Source organism: Micromonospora sp. NPDC048842 (assembly GCF_040649935.1).
Classification (GTDB): domain Bacteria; phylum Actinomycetota; class Actinomycetes; order Mycobacteriales; family Micromonosporaceae; genus Micromonospora; species Micromonospora hortensis.
This window is the reverse complement of record NZ_JBEZGK010000013.1, coordinates 32,899-54,494: the sequence shown is the minus strand read 5'-3', so window position 1 is coordinate 54,494 and position 21,596 is coordinate 32,899. Positions and strand designations below refer to the sequence as shown.

Sequence of the window (21,596 nt, the reverse complement as noted above, 5' to 3'; positions counted from 1 at the left end):
TCAGTTCCCGGGCGGCGCGTTGACCAGGAACACCTGATCCGGGCCGCCGGTGCACGGCTCGACCAGCGCCGCGTCGGACACGTCGCTGTCGTCGTCGCGCAGGCCGACGCACAACTCGCTACGGTCGGGCCGGATGCGGTACGCGCCGGGCGTCGCTCCGGCCGGTTCGAAGTGGAACACCTGCTGCGGCCTGTCCGCGCTGCAATCCTTCTCGTTCCAGGGTTCGAGCAGGTCCCGGCCGGGATCCTCGTCGCGGACGGTGAGGCAGCCCTTCCCGAGCACCGGGTGGACCCAGTGGATGAAGAACATTCCGTCGGCCACCGGTTCCAGCGAGGTGTCCGGTGGGGTGGCCTCCGAGCAGGGCCGCTGGACCGCTATCTCCTTGGTGTACTGGCCGGTGCGATCGCGACCCTCGGTGAGGCAGAGGTGCGGGCTGCGGACGGGGCGGATCTGGCTGAGCCCCGCGCTCGGCGAACGGGCACCGTCACCCGCCGATGCGGGGGCCTTTCCTTGCTCGTCGTCGCGTCGCTCGATCCAGAAGCCCACGCCGAGCGTGGCCAGCAGGGCGGCGACGACGAGCGGCGCCAGCGGTGCGGGCCGCGCGAACCAACGTGGGCGGGCCGGGCCAGACTGCTCCGGGGCCACTGTCGTGACCGCGTCGACCGGCGGTGGGTCCGCTGCCGGCGACGGCGGGGCCAACTGACCTGCCGTGAGGCGGTGCCGGGCCCGTAGCCACGTCTCGACCTGATCTCCCGCGCCACACGCTCGCACGAACGCGGCCACCACCTCGGGGCGCGGCAGTGTGGACCGGCGCAGGATGTCCGCCGCGGTGCTGCGGGCCAGCACGTCACCCGTCGACGCGGCACGCTGCTCCAGTTGCCGGTAGGTGAGCCCCGACCGGTCCTTGAGCTGGCGCAGCATCTCGACGAACTCGGCCGGGTCGGACGCGTCGTCCGGGCGTAGCTCCCCCGTGGTCATCGCTCAATTCTCCAGACACCGCGGACCCGAGGGCAAATCGGGTCCGGGTGACTGTCCGAGATGGTCGGACAAGATCCGGACATGCTGCCGTGAGCTGCCCGGACAACCCAGCACGGCGACCAGGGCATTGTCCTGGCCGACCGGGTTACCTAGCGTCATCGTCGATGGCCGCACCGCTGACCGGTGTACGGCCGATGGGCTCGTGCCGGCGCTGGCTCGGGCTCGACCACACCAACGACACGGGGGAGATTCGATGGATGACGCTGCCCGAGATCCGGTGCCGCAGGCGACCACGGCGGGGGAGTACGTGGCGTTGCTCAGGGAGGTGCGGCGGCGTTCCGGTCTGACCTATCGGGAGCTCGCCCGGCGAGCCTCGGCCGCCGGACACTGGCTGCCGCCGAGCACCCTCGCGACGATGCTGGGCCGGACGACGCTGCCTCGGGAACGCACAGTCGTCGCGCTGCTGGCCGCCTGCGGCACCCCGGCGGTCGAGGTCGACAGGTGGCTGGAGACACGGCGGGACCTCGAGGCTCGCCTCGGCGAGCAGGGTCGAGGGGACAGCGACGCGGCACCGACCCCTGCCGGCCCGTCCACCACCGTCGCGGCGGACATCCGCCCGAGCGTCGGCTCGGTACCGCCGCGACCCCAAGCGCCCTGGCCGGCCCGTCGCTGGCTTCGGCTGGCGCTGCTGGCAGTGCTCGGTGTCCTGACGATCGGGGCGACCGGGGCGCTGCGACCTCTCACCCCTCCCACAGTGGACAGCTCGCCGACCGTTGGCTGCCCGGAGGTGCTGCGCCAGGGCATGTACGGCCCCTGCGTGCTGAGCCTCCAGGAACACCTGGTGGCCGACGGACTCACGGTGCCGGTCGACGGCTGGTTCGGCCCGGACACCACCAGCCGGGTGATGGTGTTGCAGGCGTTTGGCGGCCTGCCGGTCAGTGGCACAGCGGACGAGCGGCTGTTCGACGTGTTGGCGGGTGATCGCAAGGTGCCCGCCACCTGGTCGGAGGACCGGATCGGCAAACATCTGCGGCGGACGTTCCCGGAGGACCCGGCCGGGGCGGTGCAGGTGGCGCGCTGCCTGTCCGGCTTGGACCCGTACCGGGTGGAGGTCGTCGAGGACGGATCGCGGCGCTGGGGGTTGTTCCAGTTCAGCGACACGGAGGTGTCCCGGTTCGGAGTCGACCGCCAGACGGCGCTGGACGCGGCGTGGAACATCAGGACGGCACGGGAGGTCTGGTCTCGTACCGGCGGCTTCGGCCACTGGAACTGCGGGGCGTAGCGGTCACGCGTGACGCTCCCCGCCCGGTCCACGAACCGGACGGGGAGCCCCCCGTTGTCCCGACTGACGATTACGGTCGCAGGCGGTTGGCGAAGACGTACGCACCCACGGAACGGCCGGTGGCGAGCCCGGCGTCCGCGTCGAACCGATAGTGCACGCCGAGGTAGATCCGGCTCAGCGCGTTCTCCTCGGCGGCGTCGTCGAAGCCGGTCATGTGCCGGACCACGCCCACGGCGTGCGGATCGTCAGTGGTGGCGTCGAAAGCGATCGCGTCGGTGCCGAAGAACCTCTTCATCACCGCGGACCAGGCCCCCGCGAAGGTGGCGTGCCCGGAGATGTAGGCCGGGAACGCCGGCGTGTACGGCACCCCCTCGCGGGTCTTCGACAGCGGCTGCCAACCGGGGCCCTCCGCCGCCTCGATCGCCGTCACCGGCCGCCACAGGTCGATGGGCGTCTGGTACTTGGCGTCCCAGGCGGCGATGGCGGCGTCGGCGAGGGCGAGGGCCACCAGCCCGAAGAGCCGGGCGTTGGCCAGGATGCCGAGCTGACGCTGCTCCGACACGATCCGGGTGTGGGAGAAGAGTTGACCCGGTGGCTTGTACGTGCCCCCCAGGTCGTTGGCCCAGAAGAACGCGATCTGCGTCTGCTCCGGGGTCCGCAGCGACGACGTCTGACCGCCGTAGTCGCGGATCTCCTGCACCTGGGTGCGGTACTCCTGCTTGCCGAGCAGGTCGGCGTACCCGGTGGCGCCGGCCGGCAGGCGGGGCCGGAACTGCTGGCCCGAGGTGAGCGCGAACGGGGTGACCGATCCCCAGTTCGGGCTGACCGCCGCCTTGCCGTTGGTCGGCCGCCACGCGCCGGGGACGTTCTCCTGCACCGGATACGCGGTGTCGTTGCCGGAGCCGTCGTTGGCGCGGGCCTGGAGGTTGGCGGCGGCTGCCGCCGCGCCGACGGTGTCACCACGGGTGACCTCGGCGGCGTTCACCCCGGACGGCCGGAGCGCGACAGCGGCGGTGAGGGCCTGGGAGTAGGACTGGCCCTGACCGCCGTACAGGGCGGTCAGCACGTCGTACGCGGCCCGGTCGATGGCCGCGTTCAGGGACGGCGCCACGACGTTGTCCATGGTGCCCGGGTAGCTGACCGGCACTCGTACCCGGTAGGGGTTGCCGACCCCGGTGACCGAGACGGCGGCGTCGTGCATCGCCGCGTGCAGGATGGCGGCCTCGCGGGACGAGGAGGTGGGTGGCAGGTCCAGCGCCTTGTAGGTGGACAGCAGGACACCGTTCCAGTACAGGATCGGGTCGGTGGCCGGGTTCACTGCCAGCGGGGTGAGCGAGATGTTGTCCAACCGGACCGTCGAGGCGGTCTGGCCGCCGAGGTGGAACAGCAGCACCGCCTTCGGGTCGCCGAACGGGGACACGAAGTCGAAGGTGAACCGGCTCATCGAGGACGTCAGCGTGACGCTCTGGTCGACGGCGGAGGTGAAGGGCGTGTCCGCCCGGGAGACCGAGACGCGCAGCGAACGGCTGACGTCGGCCGAGGCGTCGAACTGCAGCCGGTACGACTGCGCGGCCGTCACGCCGAACTCGAAGTGACCGACCAGGTCCTCCCAGACGGGCTTGCCCACAGTGGCGCTGGTGCGGACGCGCAGTTGCCCGGCGTTGACAGTGGTGCTGGTCGAGGCGAGCCGGGTCCACCAGGGCTGAGTGCTGCCGTTGTCGAACGTGCCGTTGAGGATGAGGTCACCCGGGGCGGCGGTGGCCGGCGCGGGGCGGACGAGGGCGGTGAGGGTGCTGGCGAGGGCGACCGCGAGCACGACGCTGAGCAGACGGCGGAGTTGCCGTGCGTTGATCGGTGGGGACATCGAGAGCCTTTCCGGTCCGGAAACCGGCGACGACCAGGTCGTTGCCGTGAGGATCGGCTCAACGTAGGAGTGTTCGCGCTGTTCACGGCCACCGAACAGCGCTCGGAACGGTGCCGTACGGCAGCGGGCGCCGGTATCCGAACAGGACACCGACGCCCGTGCGGGGCGGACCGCTGGCTCAGCCGATCGTCTCCCGCTCCCGCCAGGCGGTACGCAGCGAGGTCCGGCCGTTGGTCCGCAGGAGCGACCCCTCGTACACCCGGGCCCCGGCGAGGAGGAACGCGCCGGCGGCGAGCACCAGGAGGACCAGTGAGACGATCGGCTCCCAACCGGCCGCGTCGCCGGTGAAGAGCCGCAGCGGCATGGCCGTGGGCGACGAGAACGGCAGGTAGGACAGCACCCGCATCGCTGTGGCGTTGTCGTTCAGGAAGATCACCGCGAAGAACGGCAGCATGACGGCGAGCTGCACCGGCGTCGAGACGGCGGCGATGTCCTCCTGCCGGTTGGCCAGCGCGCCGGCTGCGGCCCACATGGCGGCGAGCAGCACGAAACCGATCAGGAAGAACGGCACGAACCAGCCGATCGCCGGGGCGAGCAGGCTGAGCAGACCTCCGCTGTCGCCGATCTGTAGCCCGATGACCGCCACCACCGCGATCAGGGCGATCTGCGCGAACGCCAGGATGGCCCCGGCCACCACCTTCCCGGCCAGCAGGGCCCGGACCGGCACGGCGGCGACCAGGATCTCCACGATCCGGGTCTGCTTCTCCTCGATGACGCTCTGCGCGATCTGCACACCGAACGTCTGCGAGGTGATGAAGAAGACGAACGCGAAGACGAACGGCACCAGGAACGCCACCACCGGATCGACAGCGTCCGGGTCGAGCAGGCGGACGGTCGGCTGGGTGCTCAGGGCCTTCACCACGTCGTCGGGGGCGTCGTCGATGGCCAGGACGGCCGGTCCGGTAACCACCGCAGCGTCCACGTCGTCGTCGCGGACGGCCTGCTCGGCGGCCCGGTCGTCGGAAACGACCCGGACTTCCAGCCCGGCGGCACGCAGCGGAGCGGCCAAGCTCTCGGTCACTGCCACTGTGGACGGCCCGCCGGAGAACAACGGCGGCAGGATGGTGCCGGCCGCGGCGATCAACAGGAAGAACAGCGTGCCGAACAGGAAGGTACGGTCGCGCAGCTTGACCCGGATCTCGCGTTCGGCGACCAGCCGGGTGGCCTGGGTGACGTTCACTGGGTGACCTCTCGGAAGATCTCGGTGAGCGAGGGGCTGACCGGGCGGAAGGCGCGGACCGGGCCGCGCGCGAGGGCAGCCCGCAGCACGGGCTGTTCGTCGGTGCCGGCCGCCAGGTCGAAGACCACCCGCGCGCCGTCCAACTCGACCACTGTCAGCCCGGGGTGGTCGCGTACCCAGCCGGCGTCGTGCTCCACGACCAACTCGAAGCGGGGCACCGTGTACGAGTCGCGCAGCTGCTGCCGGCTGCCGGCGGCCCGGATCACCCCGTCCCCGATGATCACCAGGTCGTCGCAGAGTCGCTCCACGACGTCGAGTTGGTGACTGGAGAAGAGCACCGGCGCGCCGGCCGAGGCCCGTTCCCGCAGCACGGCCACGACGGTCTCCACTGCCAGCGGGTCGAGGCCGGAGAACGGCTCGTCGAGCACCAGCACCTCGGGGTCGTGCACGAGCGCGGCGGCGATCTGTGCGCGCTGCTGGTTGCCCAGCGACAGCGTCTCCAGCAGGTCGTCGCCGCGCTCGCCGAGCCCGACCCGGTCCAGCAGCGCGTCTGTGGAACGTCGTGCCGCGGCGGCGTCCAGCCCGTGCAGCCGGCCCAGGTAGGCCACCTGCTCGCGGGTGGTCATCTTGGGGTAGAGGCCCCGTTCCTCCGGCATGTAGCCGAAGCGCCGGCGGTCCTGCCGGGTCAGCGTGGCGCCGCCCCAGCTCACCTCGCCGGCGTCGGGGGCGAGCACGCCCAGGATGATCCGCATGGTGGTGGTCTTGCCGGCGCCGTTGGCGCCCACGAAACCGGTCATCCGGCCGGCGGACACCTCGAAGGACACGTTCCTGAGCACCTGACGGTCGCCGAAGCTGCGGTCGACGCCGTCGAGGCGAAGCGTTCTGGTCACGCACCCACGCTAGATCGATGACGCCGCCGCGCCGTCCGCCCGGCGGGTGAGCGGGCGGGTCCACCTCGCGGCGGACACCGTCACCCGCCGGGGCGGACCACCCCGTTCTCGTACGCGAACACCACGGCCTGCACCCGGTCGCGCAGGCCCAGCTTGGCCAGTACCCGACTCACGTGCGTCTTCACCGTCGCCTCGCCCAGGTGGATGGCAGTGGCGATCTCCGCGTTGCTCGACCCGGCGGCGAGCAGCATCAGCACCTCCCGTTCGCGCGGGGTCAGCTCGGCCAGCGCGGCATCGGCGTCCGGGCCCCGGTGGGCGGTGCCCGCCGGGTCGCCGGGCCGGGCGAAGGTGGAGATCACCCGGCGGGTGATCTCCGGGGCGAGCAGACCGTCGCCCCTGGCCAGCACCCGGATCGCTTCGATCAGCTCCTCCGGCGTGCCGTTCTTGAGCAGGAAGCCGCTGGCCCCGGCCCGCAGCGCGGCGAACAGGTAGTCGTCGCGGTCGAAGGTGGTGAGGATCAGCACCGCGGGCGCCCCGGCGCCGTCGGCGACGATCTGCCGGGTGGCCTCCAGGCCGTCCATCCCGGGCATCTCCACATCCATGAGTACGACGTCGGGGCGGGTGGCTCGGGTCATGGTGACCGCCCGTTCGCCGTCGGCGGCCTCACCGACCACCTCGATGTCGTCCTCCACCTCCAGGATGACCCGGAAGCCGGTACGGACGAGGTGCTGGTCATCGGCGAGCAGCACCCGCACAGTCGGTCCGGCGTCGGGCGCCCGCTGGGCCGCCGCGCTCATGCCGACGGCTCCGCGCCGGCTGCCGCCTGCTGCCTGTCGCTCGGCTCCCGCTGTGGGCCCACCGGCAGGTCCGCCGACGCCGCCAGGGGGAAGCGAGCGCGTACCCGCCAGCCGCCGCCGGGCCGCGGCCCGGCCTCCAGGTCGCCGTCGTGGGCGGTGACCCGTTCACGCATGCCGATCAGCCCCAACCCGACGGTGTCGGCCCGGCCACCGCCCCGCCCGTCGTCGGTCACGTCGACCTCCACCTCCCGGGCCAGGTAACGGACCCGCACGTCGAGCAGGCCCGCCTCGGCGTGCTTCAGGGTGTTGGTCACCGCCTCCTGCGTCACCCGGTAGGCGGTCTGGGAGACCGATTCGGGCAACGCGACCGGGTCGCCGTACACCCCGAGGGTGGCCGTCAGCCCGGCGGCCCGAGCCCGCTCGACCAGCTCGTCGATCCGTTCGACGCCGCCAACCGCCGGCGGCGCGGCGTCGGTGCCGGCGGAGGTCCGCAGCACGCCGAGCATCCGACGCAGCTCGTCGACGGCGGTGCGGGCGCTCTGCTCGATGGCGGTGAGCGCCGCGCGGGCCTTGCCCGGGTCGCGGTCGAACACGCGGCGGCAGGCGGACGCCTGCACGCCCATCACCGACACGTGATGGGCGACCACGTCGTGCAGCTCCCGGGCGATCCGGACCCGTTCGCCGAGCACCGCCCGTTCCCGCCCCTCGGCCTGCGACCGACGCAGGTCCTCGGCCTGGGCGCGCAGCTCGTGTTCACGGCGCGCGGCCACCCAGGCGGTCTCACCAAAGAAGTAGGCGAACCCGAGAGTCAGCACGTTGACCAGCACACCGGTGACCATTGCCGCGAGGACTGGTGGCACCGGTCCGACCGCGTCATCGAAGGCATCCGGGGGGATGTGGTCGATGGTCACGGCGTAGTAGACACCCAGCCAGGCGAACATGGTGGCGATCACGCCGCTCCGCAGCCGGCGGGCCAGCCGATGGTCCTGCCCCCAGGCGCCGGCGGTGTAGATGACGCAGAACAGCGCCCAGGCGGAGAACTGGGTCTCCGGTGCCGATCGTGCCTGGGCGCAGATGAACACCACCGAGACGATCAGCAGGGTCGCCAGCGGCCAGCGTCGCCGCCAGATCAGCGGGAGGGTCACCGCGACGGTCCAGAACAACTGCTCCGGCCCGGATGGTGGTGGGCCCAGCAGGAATGCCCCGGCGCTGCGGGCCAGGGTGAGGCTGACCACCGCCAGCACGGTCACCGCCAGCCCGATCCACAGGTCGAACCGGCGCTGTTCCGCTGTCGGACCCGGCCGGCGCCACTCGTCTCGCGCTGCCACTGTCATCCGGGAACGATGCCACGCCGCCCACCAGGCCCGTCGACCGGGCACGCCGCCACGGCCACGCCGACGGGCGGCGGCCCGGCGCGGGGTACGCGCCGGGCCGCCTACTCTGGTGCGCTCACGCGGTCGTCTGCTGGCGGGTCTTCCGAGCGGTGTCGACCAGGTCCCAGACGACGATCGCGGCGGCGCCCACAGCGATGGCCAGGCCGAGGGAGTTCCGGTTGTCTGCCTCCGCCAGCCAGCTGAGCCGCTCGCCGAGGGCCGGGTTGAGCAGTCGGTCGGAGAGCGCCAGCCACGCCAGCGGCACCGAGAAGGCCAGGTTGAGCAGCGCCTTCATGCCGAACAGGGCCCAGGTCCAGCGGTCGATCCGGTACTTGACGACTTCGAAGATCACGCTGAGCGCCAGCACCACGATCAGCGCCGGGAGCCAGAACGACCAGAGCGCCGGGTCGAGGATCGGGATGTTCTCGCCGTCGGTGCCACGCACCCAGGAGTGGTAGTGCTGGAACGGCAGGTACGCGATGGTCAGCACCAGCATGATCACCGATGCGATGGTGTCGGCGAGGGGGATGCCTCGTCGCACCGGTGCGTCGGGCAGCTGGTCCACCGTCCACTCCGGCACGTCCACGGCCGTCTGGGTGCGCTCGATGATGGCGAAGGTCACTGTGAGCCAGAAGGTGATCTGCACGGCCACCTGCATGGCCGCGACGATGCCTGGCCCGATGGCCCCGAAACCCTTTCCTTCGGCCGCCTCGACCACTGTGACGATCGTGCCGACGAGCGCCGGGATGAAGCTGAGTAGCAGCTTCAGCAGGCGCAGCCAGAGCAGGTAGTAGGTCGGGCCGATGAGCTGCAACCGGCGGTCGGCGTACCGGGCGGCCAGCACGTCCGGGTTGCCCAGCTCGGTGAGCACCTCCCGCTCGGCGGTGGTCGCGTCCTGCCCTCCATCGGTCCGGCCCTCGATCATGTCGTCGATGGAGGCCCGCAGCTCGTTGGCGATCTCGTCGCGGCGCTGGGTGGGCACCGATCGCAGGGTGGCGGCGAGGTAGCGGTCGGTCAGGGTGTTCATCGGTCCACTCCTTGGATCAGCCCGGTGATGGAGGTCTGTACGGCGGCGAGGTCGTCGAGGAGCCGGTTCAGCATCGACTCGCCCTCGTCGCTGGTCCGGTAGAACTTGCGCGGTCGGCTCTCTTCGGTGTTCCACTCGCTGGTCAGCAGCCCCTGGTCCTCCAGGCGGCGCAGCAGCGGGTAGAGGGTGTTGGCGTCGACCGGGAAGCCGTGGTCGCTGAGCCGTTGCAGCAGTGCGTAGCCGTAGTCCGGTCGGCGTAGCGCGACCAGGCTGGCCACCACGACGGTGCCTCGACGCAACTCCTGTAGGTGCGTCCGTAGAACGTCCTCGCTAACCATGTGTCACACCATACTGTGTGGCACACACTGTTGTCTAGCCCGACATCATCGTGTCCGCCCAGCCTCCCCTTCGGGCCGATACGACGTACGGGGCGCCCGGTCGACACCGGACGCCCCGTACCTGGGAAAAGTCAGCAGGACACGCCCTGCCGGAAGTTGCGCTCGACGAAGCTGGCCGGGCCGACCTGGAAGTAGCCGACCCCCGGCCGGATCGGGTGCCCGGTGAACAGCTCCACCCGCGAGCCCGCCCGGACCAGGTACGCCTCGGCGTCCCCCGCGTCGTTGCGGATCAGCGACCCCCGCCAGCCGTAGATCGCCTCCAGCTCGTCGAAGGACATGCCGACAGTGGCACCGGCGGGGGACCGCGGCGGCGCGGTGGCCGTACCGACCTCCACCAGTCGCCCGTCGCGGAAGGCCAGCAGGATCACGCCCGCCCAGGAACCGGTCGCGCCGGCGTGCACCACCCCGCCGCAGGTCGGCACGGTCCAGTCGATGTGTCCGTTCGTGGTGAGCGACGCCAGGCTGGCACCGATGCGGTACACACCGACGCCACCAACGCCGAGCACCTGCGGGTGGGTGTGCCCGGCGGCGGCGACGAGCGGACCACGGGCCGAGGCGGGCGCGGTGCCGCCGGGCAGGGGTGCTGCCGCCGCGGGGCCGGCGACGGTCGCCGGGACGAGCGTGCCGAGCGCCAACGCGGCGGTGGTGAGGAGGATCGCGGGACGGTTCATTGTGGCTCCTTCGGTGATGGGTCTCCTGCCCTGTTAGTCACCGCGCCAGGGCCAACGGTTCGTCGGGATTCCGACCGGCCGGGTCTACTGTGCAGAGGAACGCCGACCGACCGTGCTGGCCGGGGGTGAGACGGTGACGGCTCCACTGCTGATCGGGCCCTACGCCGTCGAGCGACTGCTCGGCGTCGGTTCGTTCGCGATGGTCTGGCTGGGCTACGACCGGGCGCTGGACGCGCACGTGGCGATCAAGGTGCTGGCCGAGAACTGGAGCCACGACCTGCGGGTGCGGGAACGCTTCCTCGACGAGGCCCGGTTGCTGCGCCGGTTGGAGCACGAGCGGCTGGTCCGGGTGCACGCCGTCGGTGAGCTGCCCGACGGCCGCCCGTACGCGGTCCTGGCCTGGGCGGACGGGGGCAGCCTGCGGGACCGCTTGGCCACTGGCGAGATCCCCGCGCCGACCGCGTTGTGGCTGCTCGGCGAAGTCTGCGCCGGGGTCGCCGTGCTGCACGGCCACGGCGTCGTGCACCGTGACCTCACCCCGGGCAACATCCTTTTCCGCACCGCCGGCCACGGCGGCGCGGAACAGGTGCTGATCGCCGACCTCGGCCTCGCCAAGGCGCTCGCCGCCGCCTCCGGGCTGACCGCTCGGGCCGGCACCCCGGGCTACATGGCCCCCGAGCAGGACGATCCCGGCGCGGTGGTCGACACCCGCGCCGACGTGTACGGGCTCGGCCGGCTCGGCCTCCGGTTGCTGGCCGCCGACCCGTCGAGCGCGAACCCGACCCGGCCCGAGCCGCCTCGGCGGGCCCCGGAGATCCGACTCCGGGACGGCGTGCCTCCGGCGGTCGCGGCGGTGCTCGCCCGGGCCACCGCCCACCGCCCGGCCGACCGTTACCCCGACGCCGCGACGGTGCACGCCGCGTTGGTCCGCGCGAGCGCCCCGGCTGCGGCGGCCGGTCCCGTGCGGCGACAGCCGTCACCCCGGGTGAGGGCGCGCCGCCGGTTGCGGCTGGCCGGGGCCGCCGTGGTGGCCGTCGCCGCGGTGGGTGCGGTGGGCGCCGAGGCAGGTGGCGTCGGGTCTGCTCGGCCAGTCATCGGCACGTACACGGCCGGGCCGTTGACAGTGGCGTTGCCGCCCGGCTGGTCCGCCACGGGTGCCACCTGGGCCGGTCAGTACGGTGCCGACGGTGATCCCGAACCGGCGCTGGTGATGTCGCCGCAACCCCGCCGCTGGGCCGCCGACCCCCGCCTGCCCGGCGCGTTCGTGGGCCTCTCCGCCAGCACGGCGGCACGCACCACGCCGGCCGGGTTCCTGGCCGAGCGCACCCACGGCGACTGCACGTCCGCGCCGCCCCGAATCACCTGGCAGGCGGGCGTCGAGTGGACAGTGGTGGCGTACCGCTGCGACAGGGGTCGTCCGCAGATCATCGAGTCGGCAGCCCTGCACCCCGGCCGACCCGCCCTGGTGTACGTGCAGATCGCCCCGCCCGCTGACAGCGGACCCGACTTCGTGGACACCCTGCTCGCCGGAGTGCGCCTGCGGTAGGTGCGGCGAACCGGCCCGGCGGTGACCCAGCCGCCGCAGAGACTGTCGATGGACACCTTCGTCGCGTTGTGCGACATCCTTGGATGCACCCCGAACGACCTGATCGAACCGCAGGTGGTGAACCAGACCGTCCGCAAGGCCGCCGCCGACGGTTGCGCTACCGGCACCGCCGACCACATCCGGATGGGATTGGGCGATGCTGCCAGCCGTGCCCTGCCCAAGGTCGAGCAGATCATCTGTACACGATGCGGGCGACCGGGCGACCAGCTTCTGCTCGCTGCCGTGGGCTCCACGAGACGGCCATAACTGGCCCCACCACGGGCCGGCTTCGCCGAGAGTCAAGTAAGGGTGCGTGAGAGCCAAGGCTACTGGTGTTGGCGCATGGCAGTGCGCGGATCTGCCGATGAGCGCCTGCTCACGTGCGCCATGAATCGCCGGACGAGACTGCGCGTGTCGCTGGGTTGAGGTCGCTACTGAAAGTCCTCGGCGTGGTCGATGGCCCATTGCGAAAACGGCAAGGCGGGCCGACCGAGCACCTTCTCCACAGTGCGTTTGGGGCGAGGAGGCTTGTCGACCTGATCGCGCGACACGATGAGTTGAATCTCTATGGAGTCCTCGTCGTAACCCAAGGCCCTCCACCGTGCGATGGCCTGATCCTCACTGAGTTGTTCAAGCCGCAGCGGTCGACCGATCGCCTCCGCCAGATCACGAACCCGGTCGGCCGCGCTGATCGCAGCCGGGCCGGTGGTCAGGTACCGGGCGCCATCGTGGCGTTGATCAAGGAGGGCGGCGACCGCGACCGCGGCCACGTCCCACTCGTGCACGTACGGATACCGAGCGGTGGGGAAACCCTCTCGCACCACGCTGTCACTACGAATGTCCTCAGCCCACTGCCACGAGGCGGCCATGAGCCCCGCCGGTCGAATGTGCGTCCAACCCAGTCCTGTTGCCTCCACCGCCTGCTCCCATGCGAGGAAGTGGCGACTAGCGCGGGGCTGGGCCCGTTCCCACGGTGCGGAGGCTGAGGACAGCACGATGATCCGCCGAAGTCCGGCGGTCCTGATTCGCTCGAGAACTTCGCGATTTGGTGCGCCGGCAGGCACAAGCAGCATCGCGTCGATTTCGACCAGAGCCGCGTCGAGCGACTCGGGGGCAGTGAGATCGCCGAACGCCACGTCGACCGCGTCAGGCACCCCAGCCGCTTTCGTCGGCGGCACGAGCGCCCGCGTTCGGACACCAGCGTCGAGAAGGCAATCAATGGCAACCCGGCCGACGACCTCGGTCGCCCCAGTGACGAGGACCCGCGGCCGGACTCCGCCGTCGCCAATCATTGGTACTTGCCCCCTCGGTGGATTACCGACGTTGACGGATCACCTAATCGATGACCCTACATGCCGCCGACAGGTATGACACCTCAATAACGACCACCCTCATTTGTTGCAGACAACGCGCGGGTCGGTGCCATTGCCGATCGATAAGCACCAGCGCCGACTACGTTCGCAAACCGGGAGGAGTGACAGTCAGCCCGTGGTGGGGGCCAGTTGTGGCCGTTCCCGTGGAGCCCATCTCGTCCCGTCAAAGCCAGTCGGGATCTCCACTGGCACCAGGGCCCCAACCTGGGCCGGGCCTCGCAGCACCAAGTCACCCTCATGATCAGGGAATGGCGCAGGAATCGAATACGTGTACTCCACCTGTGGTCTGGCGATGACCACAAGGTAGATGGCCGCGACGAGAGCTGGATCGGCATCACCCAGGCGCTGCTCCTGTTGTCGACACTGTTCGCGGTGTGGGTGACCACCACGTTGATCACGGACAGCTACAGCCCTCGGAGGCAGCCGGTCCCACTGCTGATCCTGGGCACCATGTTCGGCCTGATGCTGATGGCCGCCGCGCTGCTCACGGCGTTCGGTGACCACGGGTTGATCTTCAGCGGTACCTGGGTCCCACCCGGCCCGGCTGGCGTCGCCGCCGGTCTGGTGCTGCTGGGGGTCGCCGCCGCCGAGTTCCTCCGCGCCCGGCGTCGATCCCGGCTAGCGGACCACCACTGTGATGGTGTGCTCCCGGCCGTCCTTGGGGATCGTGACGGCGACGGTGCCGGCGCGGACGAAGCGGATGTCCACCACGCCCGCCTCGTACTGCTGGGAGACCAATTCCGGGCGGTCGACGGTGACGAGCCCCGGCCCGATGCCCTGGATGCGCAGCACCGCACCGGTGGCGAAGCAGAGCGATTTCAGCAGCTCGATCTCGGTCTCGGCGAGCGGCAGGTCGTAGCGGACAGCGCCCTGACAGGCCGGCGTCGCGTCGGTCGGCGGGGGAGTCGTTCGGGGCGTACCCAGTGTTCTGGTGGGTGCGGGCGGTGCCGGGCGCGCGCTGGCCGGCGGTGGTCGGGATGGCGACCCGGTGGGCGCGGGGATCGGGAGAACCGCGGAGGGGGACGGCGGCGAGAGGGTCGGGGTCGAGAGGGTCGGGCCGGCCGGTTGGACGGGCAGGGGCGAGACGGCGTCGGCGCCGCAGGCGGCGACCCCCACGGTGGCCGCGAGGACGACGACCCGGCGGAACGACCTGCGGTTCATTCCGCGCCGAGCCGCTGCCGGACCTGGCGCCGGGCCAGGTGCAACCGGGACTTCACAGTGCCCAGCGGCACGTCGAGCAGGGCGGCGATCTCGGGGTAGCTCAGCCCCAGGACATCGCGAAGGGCGACCACCTCGGCGAGATCGGGATGCACCGAGTCGAAGGCGTCGAGCAGGTCGAGGCGGGTGCCCGCGACCACGCTGGTCCGTCGGGGGTCGGCCTGGTCGGGCAGCGGCACGCCCTCGGCCTCCAGTCGGCAGCGGCGGCGCAGCGTGCGGTACGTGGAGCGGGCCCGGTTGACGGTCAGCCGGTGCAGCCAGGTGCGGAACGAGGAGCGCCCCTCGAACCGGGTGATGCCGCCGGCCAGCGCCAACAACGTGTCCTGGCAGGCCTCCTCGGCGTCCTCCCGGTTGGGCAGAAACCGGGCGCACAGCCGCAACACCTCTGGGCGCACCGCGACCAGCAGGGCGTTGAGCGCGGCCGGGTCGCCGTGCGCGGCGGACCGGGCCAGGGCGTCGATGTCGTCCGCGTCGGGCATGCCGGGTGTCCAATGCTCGCCGGTGCCGATCCCTGAGCGTATGACAGGTGCCGCGGCGGCGGCCCCGTACCGTCCGGCACCCGACCCGAAACCGGCGCGCTACCGAAATGCGAGCTAGTGCACTGCCCTTCAGCCGGGTAGATCGGTTCTTCCCGTCGACCCGTATGTGCTCGGACTGCGGCCGGATCAACGACAAGATGGCGCTCAACGTCCGGACGTGGGGCTGCCCATGCGGCAGCCTGCACGACCGAGACGTGAACGCCGCCAGAAACATCAGGGCCGCCGGACGGGCGGACCTCAGCGACCGTGGAGCGCAGGTAAGACCGGCACCCGTGCCGGCACCGCGCAGCGAAGCGGTAACCCGCCGGGAGCGTGCCCCTTCGGGGGTGCAGCAGACCGGAATCTCCGCCCTTCAGGGTGGAGAGGGCGTCAATCGAAGCGGGAGACGTCCCCGGCGCCCCGGCGCAGGATCTCCGGCTCGGGCCCGGACAGGTCGATCACTGTCGTCGGCTCCTTGCCGCAGTCGCCGGCGTCGAGCACCGCGTCGAGTTGGTGGTCGAGCCGTTCCTTGATCTCCCAGCCCTGGGTCATCGGCTCCTCGTCGCCGGGCAGGACCAGCGTGCTGGACACCAGTGGCTCGGCCAGCTCGGCCAGCAGCGCCTGCGTGACTGTGTGCCGGGGCACCCGCACGCCGACGGTCCGCTTCTTCGGGTGCAGCATCCGGCGGGGCACCTCCTTGGTGGCCGGCAGGATGAACGTGTAGCTGCCCGGGGTGGACGCCTTCACCAGGCGGAAGACCGAGTTGCTGATCTGCACGAACTGGCCGAGCTGGGCGAAGTCGTGGCAGACCAGCGTGAAGTGGTGCCGATCGTCGAGATGCCGGATCTGCCGGATCCGGTCCAGCCCGTCCTGGTTGCCCAGTTGGGTGCCTAGCGCGTAGCAGGAGTCTGTCGGGTAGGCGACCAGCCCACCGCCGCGGATCAGGTCGGCGACCTGCCCGATGACCCGGGGCTGTGGGTTCTCCGGGTGTACGTCGTAGTACCTCGCCATGCTCCGAGACTAGGCGCACGCGGGGAGGATCAGGAGACGAGGGCCACCCTCGGCGCGGACGGTGGAGCCGCCGAGATCACCTCGGTAGGGTAGGTCCCGGTCGGCTCCGACCAACAAGATCCACACCGCCGGGGGGCGCCACGCATGGCTGATTCGTTCGCGCATCTGCACGTGCACACCGAGTACTCGATGCTCGACGGAGCGGCCCGACTGAAGGACCTGTTCGCCGAGGCCAAGCGGCTGGGCATGTCCGCGGTGGCGATCACCGACCACGGCAACATGCACGGCGCGAACGACTTCTACAACCAGGCGATGGCCGCCGGGATCACCCCGATCCTGGGCGTCGAGGCGTACGTGGCGCCGGAGTCGCGCTATCACAAGGCCCGGGTGAAGTGGGGTCGCCCGGAGCAGAAGAGCGACGACATCTCCGGTAACGGCGCGATCACCCACAAGACCATGTGGGCGAAGAACGCGCAGGGCCTGAAGAACCTGTTCACCCTCAACTCGCGCGCCTCCATGGAGGGGCACTACGTCAAGTGGCCCCGGATGGACATGGAGCTGATCGCCGAGCACGCCGAGGGGATCATGGCCACCACCGGCTGTCCGTCCGGCGCTGTGCAGACCCGGCTGCGGCTGGGCCAGTTCGACGAGGCCCTCAAGGTCGCCGCCAGCTACCAGGACATCTTCGGCAAGGACAACTACTTCCTGGAGATCATGGATCACGGCCTCTCCATCGAGAGCCGGGTCCGTGAGGGGCTCACCGAGATCGCCCGCAAGCTGGACATCCCGCCGGTGGTCACCAACGACTCCCACTACACCCACGAGGCGCAGGCCACCGCCCACGACGTGCTGCTCTGTGTGCAGACCGGCAGCAACATCGACGACCCCAACCGGTTCCGGTTCGAGGGTGGCGGCTACTTCATCAAGAGCGCCGACCAGATGCGCGCTGTGGACTCGTCCGAGCTGTGGCAGGAGGGCTGCCGCAACACCCTGCTGGTGGCCGAGAAGGTCGACCCGAAGGGCATGTTCGAGTTCCACAACCTGATGCCGCGCTTCCCGGTGCCCGAGGGGGAGACCGAGGAGTCCTGGTTCCGCAAGGAGACCTTCGCCGGCCTGGCCCGCCGCTATCCGGGCGGCATCCCGGAGGGGCACGTCGTCCAGGCCGAGTACGAGCTGGGCGTCATCAACCAGATGGGCTTCCCGTCCTACTTCCTCGTGGTCGCCGACTTCATCCAGTGGGCGAAGAACCAGGGCATCGCCGTGGGTCCGGGCCGTGGCTCGGCCGCCGGGTCGCTCGTCGCGTACGCGCTGGGCATCACCGACCTGGACCCGATCCTGCACGGCCTGATCTTCGAGCGGTTCCTCAACCCGGAGCGGGTCTCGATGCCGGATGTCGACATCGACTTCGACGAGCGTCGGCGCGGCGAGGTGATCAAGTACGTCACCGACAAGTGGGGCGAGGACAAGGTCGCCCAGATCGCCACATTCGGCACGATCAAGGCGAAGGCCGCGATCAAGGACTCGGCCCGGGTCCTCGGCTTCCCGTACGCGGTCGGCGACCGGATCACCAAGGCGATGCCGCCGGCGGTGATGGGCAAGGACATCCCGCTCACCGGCATCTTCGACAACAAGCACCCCCGCTACGCCGAGGCGGGCGAGATCCGCGGCCTGTACGACTCCGACCCGGACGTCCGCAAGGTGATCGACACGGCCAAGGGCATCGAGGGGCTGATCCGGCAGACCGGTGTGCACGCTGCCGGCGTCATCATGTCCGCCGAGCCGATCATCGATCACATCCCGTTGACGCGCCGCGACGCCGACGGGGCGATCATCACGCAGTTCGACTACCCGACCTGCGAGTCGCTCGGGCTGCTGAAGATGGACTTCCTCGGCCTGCGCAACCTGACGATCATCGACGACGCGGTCAAGAACATCGAGCTGAACCACGGCCGGAAGCTCGACCTGCTGGGCCTGCCGCTGGACGACAAGGCCGCGTACGAGCTGCTGGCCCGCGGTGACACCCTGGGCGTGTTCCAGCTCGACGGTGGGCCGATGCGGTCACTGCTGCGGCTGATGAAGCCGGACAACTTCGAGGACATCTCCGCCGTCCTGGCCCTGTATCGACCCGGCCCGATGGGCGTCGACTCGCACACCAACTACGCGCTGCGAAAGAACGGCCTCCAGGAGATCACGCCGATCCACCCGGAGCTGGAGGAGCCGCTGCGGGAGATCCTCGCGCCCACCCACGGCCTGATCGTCTACCAGGAGCAGGTGCAGCGGGCCGCGCAGATCCTCGCCGGCTACACCCTCGGTCAGGCGGACCTGCTGCGCCGGGCCATGGGCAAGAAGAAGAAGGAGATCCTCGACAAGGAGTTCATCCCGTTCCGGGACGGCTGCCGCGAGCGCGGCTACTCCGACGAGGCGATCCAGGCGGTGTGGGATGTCCTGGTGCCGTTCGCCGGGTACGCCTTCAACAAGGCGCACTCCGCCGCGTACGGCCTGGTCTCCTACTGGACGGCGTACCTGAAGGCGCACTACCCGGCCGAGTACATGGCCGGGTTGCTGACCAGCGTCGGTGACGACAAGGACAAGATGGCGCTCTACCTGGCCGAGTGTCGCCGGATGCGCATCCAGGTGCTGCCGCCGGACGTGAACACCTCGGCCGGGCCGTTCACCCCGGTCGGCAAGGACATCCGCTTCGGCCTCGCCGCCGTCCGCAACGTCGGGGCGAACGTGGTCGCCTCGATCATGCGCTGCCGGGACGACAAGGGCGACTACGGCGACTTCTACGACTTCCTGTCCAAGGTGGACGCCGTGGTCTGCAACAAGAAGACAATCGAATCGCTGATCAAGGCGGGGGCGTTCGACTCTCTCGACCACCCCCGCAAGGGCCTGCTCGCGGTGCACGCCGACGCGATCGACGCGTACGCCGACGTCAAGCGCAAGGAGGCCGTCGGCCAGTACGACCTGTTCGGCGCCGGCTTCGGTGACGCCGACACCGGCAGCACCACCGTGATGCCGACCATCGGCGACAGCGAGTGGGACAAGCGCGACAAGCTGGCCTTCGAGCGGGAGATGCTCGGCCTGTACGTCTCCGACCACCCGCTGTTCGGTCTGGAGCACATCCTCAACGCGGCAGCCGACACCACCATCGCGTCCCTGGCCGAGGAGGGCGGGGTGCCCGACGGGGCGGTCGTCACCCTCGCCGGCATCCTCTCCGGGGTGCAGCGCCGGGTCACCAAGCAGGGCCGGGCCTGGGCGTCGGCCACCCTGGAGGACCTGGCCGGTGGGGTGGAGGCGCTGTTCTTCCCCAACACCTACGAGGTGATCGGGCAGTACATCGCCGAGGACGCCATCGTCGTGGTCAAGGGTCGGGTGGACCGCCGCGACGACACCCCACGGATCATGGCGATGGACATGTCCATGCCGGACGTCAGCACCAGCGCCACCAACAAGCCGGTCACCCTCACCATCCCGGTGCACCGCTGCACACCGCCGCTGGTGGAGAAACTCAAGGAAACCCTGGTGCTGCACCCCGGCGACACCGAGGTGCACGTCAAACTCCAGAACGGCGGGCGCACCACCACCCTGCGGCTGGGTCCGTTCCGGGTGGCGGCGACGACCGCGCTGATGGGTGACCTGAAGAGCGTTCTCGGCCCGGCCAACGTGAGCTGAGCCGGCCTCGGTCCGGCCGGCGTCCGCCGGCCGGACCGCAGGGCTCAGTCCCGCTCGGGCGCGCTGATCTCGCGCAGTTGACCGTCGGCCAACCGCAACCAACGCTGCACGCCGATCTCGGCGAGGAACCGTTCGTCGTGGCTGACCACCACGAACGCCCCCTGGTACGCCGACAGCGCGCTCTCCAACTGACCCACGCTGACCAGGTCCAGGTTGTTCGTCGGCTCGTCGAGCAGCAGCAGTTGCGGCGCCGGTTCGGCGCAGAGCACACAGGCGAGGGTGGCCCGCAGCCGTTCACCGCCGGAGAGCACCCCGACCGGCAGGTTCACCCGGGCGCCCCGGAACAGGAACCGGGCGAGCAGGTTCATCCGCTTGGCGTCCGGCAGGCTCGGCGCGTACGCGGCGAAGTTCTCCGCCACCGTGCGGTCGAGGTCCAGCAGGTCCAGCCGCTGCGACAGGTACGCGATCCGTCCCTCGCCGCGCTTCAGCTCGCCGCCGGACGGTTGCAGGTCGCCGTTGACAAGGCGCAGCAGGGTCGACTTGCCGACGCCGTTCGCCCCGGTCAGCGCGATCCGTTCCGGCCCCCGGATCACCAGGTCGGCGCCGTCGCCGCCGAACAGCTCCCGGTCGTCGAAGTGGGCCCGCATCCCCTGGCCGGAGAAGACCGTGCGCCCGCCCGGGACTGTGGTGTCGGGCAGGTCCACGACGATCCGGTCCTCGTCGCGTACCGCCCGGCCGGCCTCGTCGAGTCGGGCCTTGGCCTGACCGAGCCGGCCGGCGTGTGTCTCCTGCGCCTTGCCCGCCGACTCCTGCGCGCTGCGCTTGAGCCCACCGGCGACGATCCGGGCCAGGCCGGCGTTCTTCAGGTTCTTGGAGGCGTTGCTGGCCCGCCGGTCGGCCCGCTCCCGGGCCTGCTGCATCTCCCGCTTCTCCCGCTTGACCTCCTGCTCGGCGTTGCGCAGGTTGCTCTCGGCCACCTCCCGCGCCGCCTGCACGGCCTCGGTGTACGCGGTGAAGTTGCCTCCGTACCAGCGGATCTCGCCCTGGTCCAGCTCGGCGATGCGGTCCATCCGGTCGAGCAGTTCCCGGTCGTGGCTGACCAGCAGCAGGCACCCGGACCACTCGGTGAGGACGTCGTAGAGCTTGTGTCGGGCCTCCAGGTCCAGGTTGTTCGTCGGCTCGTCGAGCAGCAGCACGTCCGGGCGGCGCAGCAGTTGCGCCGCCAGGCCGAGGGAGACCACCTGGCCGCCGCTGAGGGTGTGCAGCCGGCGGTCGAGCGACAGCTCACCCAGGCCGAGCCGGTCCAGCTCGGAGCGGGTGCGCTCCTCGATGTCCCAGTCGTCGCCGATGGTGGCGAAGTGCTCCTCGCTGGCGTCGCCGGCCTCGATGGCGTGCAGCGCCGCGACCCGCTCGGCCACCCCCAGCACCTGCGCCACGCTCAGGTCACCGACCAGCGGCAGCGTCTGCGGGAGGTAGCCGAGCACACCGTCGACGGTGACGCTGCCGCCGCTGGGCGGCAGCTCCCCGGCGATCAGCCGCAGCAGGGTGCTCTTGCCGGCGCCGTTGGGCGCGACCAGGCCGGTGCGACCGCCGGGGACGGTGAAGGACAGCTCCGAGAAGACCGGGGTGTCGTCCGGCCAGGAGAAGGACAGGTTCGAGCAGACAATGAACGCATCAGACATGCGAGTGACCTCAA

At 70.7% G+C, this 21,596-nt stretch carries 18 protein-coding genes and 2 pseudogenes; 6 read left to right on the top strand and 14 right to left on the bottom strand.

Annotated features, from left to right (window positions below; genetic code table 11):
• Positions 1-978, bottom strand: coding sequence for a helix-turn-helix domain-containing protein (locus AB0C19_RS19615; protein WP_357187188.1), 978 nt, complete (start codon positions 976-978; stop codon positions 1-3).
• Between the two features lie 253 nt (positions 979-1,231).
• Between AB0C19_RS19615 and AB0C19_RS19610 the strand changes: the two genes are divergently transcribed.
• Positions 1,232-2,260: a helix-turn-helix domain-containing protein gene (locus tag AB0C19_RS19610; protein WP_357187185.1), complete on the top strand. Its 1,029-nt coding sequence runs from the start codon at positions 1,232-1,234 to the stop codon at positions 2,258-2,260.
• Positions 2,261-2,330: 70 nt separating this feature from the next.
• On the opposite strand, the gene AB0C19_RS19605 is transcribed toward AB0C19_RS19610, so the two are convergent.
• The 8 genes from AB0C19_RS19605 to AB0C19_RS19570 all read right to left on the bottom strand — a co-directional run bounded on the left by AB0C19_RS19605 (position 2,331) and on the right by AB0C19_RS19570 (position 10,520).
• Positions 2,331-4,124, bottom strand: a complete 1,794-nt coding sequence (locus AB0C19_RS19605; protein ID WP_357187182.1) for a carbohydrate binding domain-containing protein — start codon at positions 4,122-4,124, stop codon at positions 2,331-2,333.
• A 178-nt stretch (positions 4,125-4,302) separates the two neighbouring features.
• Positions 4,303-5,364 (bottom strand): ABC transporter permease, encoded by a 1,062-nt coding sequence (locus AB0C19_RS19600; protein ID WP_357187179.1) that lies wholly within the window; start codon positions 5,362-5,364, stop codon positions 4,303-4,305.
• Positions 5,361-6,254: an ATP-binding cassette domain-containing protein gene (locus AB0C19_RS19595; protein ID WP_357187176.1), complete on the bottom strand. Its 894-nt coding sequence runs from the start codon at positions 6,252-6,254 to the stop codon at positions 5,361-5,363. The genes AB0C19_RS19600 and AB0C19_RS19595 overlap by 4 nt, the downstream gene beginning before the upstream one ends.
• Before the next feature lie 80 nt (positions 6,255-6,334).
• On the bottom strand, positions 6,335-7,051 hold the full coding sequence (locus AB0C19_RS19590; protein ID WP_357187173.1) for a response regulator transcription factor: 717 nt from the start codon (positions 7,049-7,051) through the stop codon (positions 6,335-6,337).
• The gene (locus AB0C19_RS19585) at positions 7,048-8,385 is read right to left on the bottom strand and encodes a sensor histidine kinase (protein ID WP_357187170.1); all 1,338 of its coding nucleotides are present in this window, start codon (positions 8,383-8,385) and stop codon (positions 7,048-7,050) included. The genes AB0C19_RS19590 and AB0C19_RS19585 overlap by 4 nt, the downstream gene beginning before the upstream one ends.
• Before the next feature lie 115 nt (positions 8,386-8,500).
• Positions 8,501-9,451, bottom strand: coding sequence for a permease prefix domain 1-containing protein (locus AB0C19_RS19580; protein WP_357187167.1), 951 nt, complete (start codon positions 9,449-9,451; stop codon positions 8,501-8,503).
• The gene (locus tag AB0C19_RS19575) at positions 9,448-9,789 is read right to left on the bottom strand and encodes a PadR family transcriptional regulator (protein ID WP_091401756.1); all 342 of its coding nucleotides are present in this window, start codon (positions 9,787-9,789) and stop codon (positions 9,448-9,450) included. The genes AB0C19_RS19580 and AB0C19_RS19575 overlap by 4 nt, the downstream gene beginning before the upstream one ends.
• A gap of 131 nt (positions 9,790-9,920) precedes the next feature.
• Positions 9,921-10,520, bottom strand: coding sequence for a hypothetical protein (locus AB0C19_RS19570; protein ID WP_357187163.1), 600 nt, complete (start codon positions 10,518-10,520; stop codon positions 9,921-9,923).
• Between the two features lie 133 nt (positions 10,521-10,653).
• On the opposite strand from AB0C19_RS19570, the gene AB0C19_RS19565 reads away from it, so the two are divergent.
• Both AB0C19_RS19565 and AB0C19_RS19560 read left to right on the top strand, forming a co-directional pair.
• Positions 10,654-12,066 carry a serine/threonine-protein kinase gene (locus AB0C19_RS19565; protein WP_357187160.1) on the top strand — a complete coding sequence of 471 codons (1,413 nt, stop codon included), beginning with the start codon at positions 10,654-10,656 and terminating at the stop codon, positions 12,064-12,066.
• 48 nt (positions 12,067-12,114) lie between these two features.
• Positions 12,115-12,372: a hypothetical protein gene (locus tag AB0C19_RS19560; RefSeq protein WP_357187156.1), complete on the top strand. Its 258-nt coding sequence runs from the start codon at positions 12,115-12,117 to the stop codon at positions 12,370-12,372.
• Positions 12,373-12,536: 164 nt separating this feature from the next.
• Here AB0C19_RS19560 and AB0C19_RS19555 read toward each other — a convergent pair whose 3' ends face one another.
• Positions 12,537-13,397 carry an NAD(P)H-binding protein gene (locus tag AB0C19_RS19555; RefSeq protein WP_357187153.1) on the bottom strand — a complete coding sequence of 287 codons (861 nt, stop codon included), beginning with the start codon at positions 13,395-13,397 and terminating at the stop codon, positions 12,537-12,539.
• A gap of 318 nt (positions 13,398-13,715) precedes the next feature.
• Between AB0C19_RS19555 and AB0C19_RS19550 the strand changes: the two are divergent.
• Positions 13,716-13,994: pseudogene (locus AB0C19_RS19550) on the top strand (low temperature requirement protein A); the annotation flags it as partial.
• A gap of 102 nt (positions 13,995-14,096) precedes the next feature.
• Here AB0C19_RS19550 and AB0C19_RS19545 read toward each other — a convergent pair.
• Together AB0C19_RS19545 and AB0C19_RS19540 are read right to left on the bottom strand one after the other, a co-directional pair.
• Positions 14,097-14,639, bottom strand: coding sequence for a hypothetical protein (locus AB0C19_RS19545; protein ID WP_357187150.1), 543 nt, complete (start codon positions 14,637-14,639; stop codon positions 14,097-14,099).
• The gene (locus AB0C19_RS19540) at positions 14,636-15,175 is read right to left on the bottom strand and encodes an RNA polymerase sigma factor (protein WP_238682975.1); all 540 of its coding nucleotides are present in this window, start codon (positions 15,173-15,175) and stop codon (positions 14,636-14,638) included. The genes AB0C19_RS19545 and AB0C19_RS19540 overlap by 4 nt, the downstream gene beginning before the upstream one ends.
• Positions 15,176-15,282: 107 nt before the next feature.
• Between AB0C19_RS19540 and AB0C19_RS19535 the strand changes: the two are divergent.
• Positions 15,283-15,441, top strand: a pseudogene (locus AB0C19_RS19535) (zinc ribbon domain-containing protein); the annotation flags it as partial.
• 163 nt (positions 15,442-15,604) lie between these two features.
• Here the strand turns inward: AB0C19_RS19535 and AB0C19_RS19530 are convergent.
• Positions 15,605-16,225 carry an L-threonylcarbamoyladenylate synthase gene (locus AB0C19_RS19530; protein WP_357187147.1) on the bottom strand — a complete coding sequence of 207 codons (621 nt, stop codon included), beginning with the start codon at positions 16,223-16,225 and terminating at the stop codon, positions 15,605-15,607.
• A 144-nt stretch (positions 16,226-16,369) separates the two neighbouring features.
• On the opposite strand from AB0C19_RS19530, the gene dnaE reads away from it, so the two are divergent.
• Entirely contained in the window at positions 16,370-19,900 is a 3,531-nt protein-coding gene (dnaE, locus tag AB0C19_RS19525; protein ID WP_357187144.1) for a DNA polymerase III subunit alpha, read from the top strand.
• A gap of 44 nt (positions 19,901-19,944) precedes the next feature.
• Here the strand turns inward: dnaE and abc-f are convergent, their stop codons facing one another.
• Positions 19,945-21,582, bottom strand: coding sequence for a ribosomal protection-like ABC-F family protein (abc-f, locus tag AB0C19_RS19520; protein ID WP_357187141.1), 1,638 nt, complete (start codon positions 21,580-21,582; stop codon positions 19,945-19,947).
• Between the last annotated feature and the right edge of the window lie 14 nt (positions 21,583-21,596).

What these genes read in the sequence shown, in the direction of transcription:
- AB0C19_RS19615 (WP_357187188.1), bottom strand. Translation starts at nt 978, where the DNA reads ATGACCACGGGGGAGCTACGCCCGGACGACGCGTCCGACCCGGCCGAG.
- AB0C19_RS19610 (WP_357187185.1), top strand. Translation starts at nt 1,232, where the DNA reads ATGGATGACGCTGCCCGAGATCCGGTGCCGCAGGCGACCACGGCGGGG.
- AB0C19_RS19605 (WP_357187182.1), bottom strand. Translation starts at nt 4,124, where the DNA reads ATGTCCCCACCGATCAACGCACGGCAACTCCGCCGTCTGCTCAGCGTC.
- AB0C19_RS19590 (WP_357187173.1), bottom strand. Translation starts at nt 7,051, where the DNA reads ATGAGCGCGGCGGCCCAGCGGGCGCCCGACGCCGGACCGACTGTGCGG.
- AB0C19_RS19585 (WP_357187170.1), bottom strand. Translation starts at nt 8,385, where the DNA reads ATGACAGTGGCAGCGCGAGACGAGTGGCGCCGGCCGGGTCCGACAGCG.
- AB0C19_RS19580 (WP_357187167.1), bottom strand. Translation starts at nt 9,451, where the DNA reads ATGAACACCCTGACCGACCGCTACCTCGCCGCCACCCTGCGATCGGTG.
- AB0C19_RS19575 (WP_091401756.1), bottom strand. Translation starts at nt 9,789, where the DNA reads ATGGTTAGCGAGGACGTTCTACGGACGCACCTACAGGAGTTGCGTCGA.
- AB0C19_RS19570 (WP_357187163.1), bottom strand. Translation starts at nt 10,520, where the DNA reads ATGAACCGTCCCGCGATCCTCCTCACCACCGCCGCGTTGGCGCTCGGC.
- AB0C19_RS19560 (WP_357187156.1), top strand. Translation starts at nt 12,115, where the DNA reads ATGGACACCTTCGTCGCGTTGTGCGACATCCTTGGATGCACCCCGAAC.
- AB0C19_RS19555 (WP_357187153.1), bottom strand. Translation starts at nt 13,397, where the DNA reads ATGATTGGCGACGGCGGAGTCCGGCCGCGGGTCCTCGTCACTGGGGCG.
- AB0C19_RS19545 (WP_357187150.1), bottom strand. Translation starts at nt 14,639, where the DNA reads ATGAACCGCAGGTCGTTCCGCCGGGTCGTCGTCCTCGCGGCCACCGTG.
- AB0C19_RS19540 (WP_238682975.1), bottom strand. Translation starts at nt 15,175, where the DNA reads ATGCCCGACGCGGACGACATCGACGCCCTGGCCCGGTCCGCCGCGCAC.
- AB0C19_RS19530 (WP_357187147.1), bottom strand. Translation starts at nt 16,225, where the DNA reads ATGGCGAGGTACTACGACGTACACCCGGAGAACCCACAGCCCCGGGTC.
- dnaE (WP_357187144.1), top strand. Translation starts at nt 16,370, where the DNA reads ATGGCTGATTCGTTCGCGCATCTGCACGTGCACACCGAGTACTCGATG.
- abc-f (WP_357187141.1), bottom strand. Translation starts at nt 21,582, where the DNA reads ATGTCTGATGCGTTCATTGTCTGCTCGAACCTGTCCTTCTCCTGGCCG.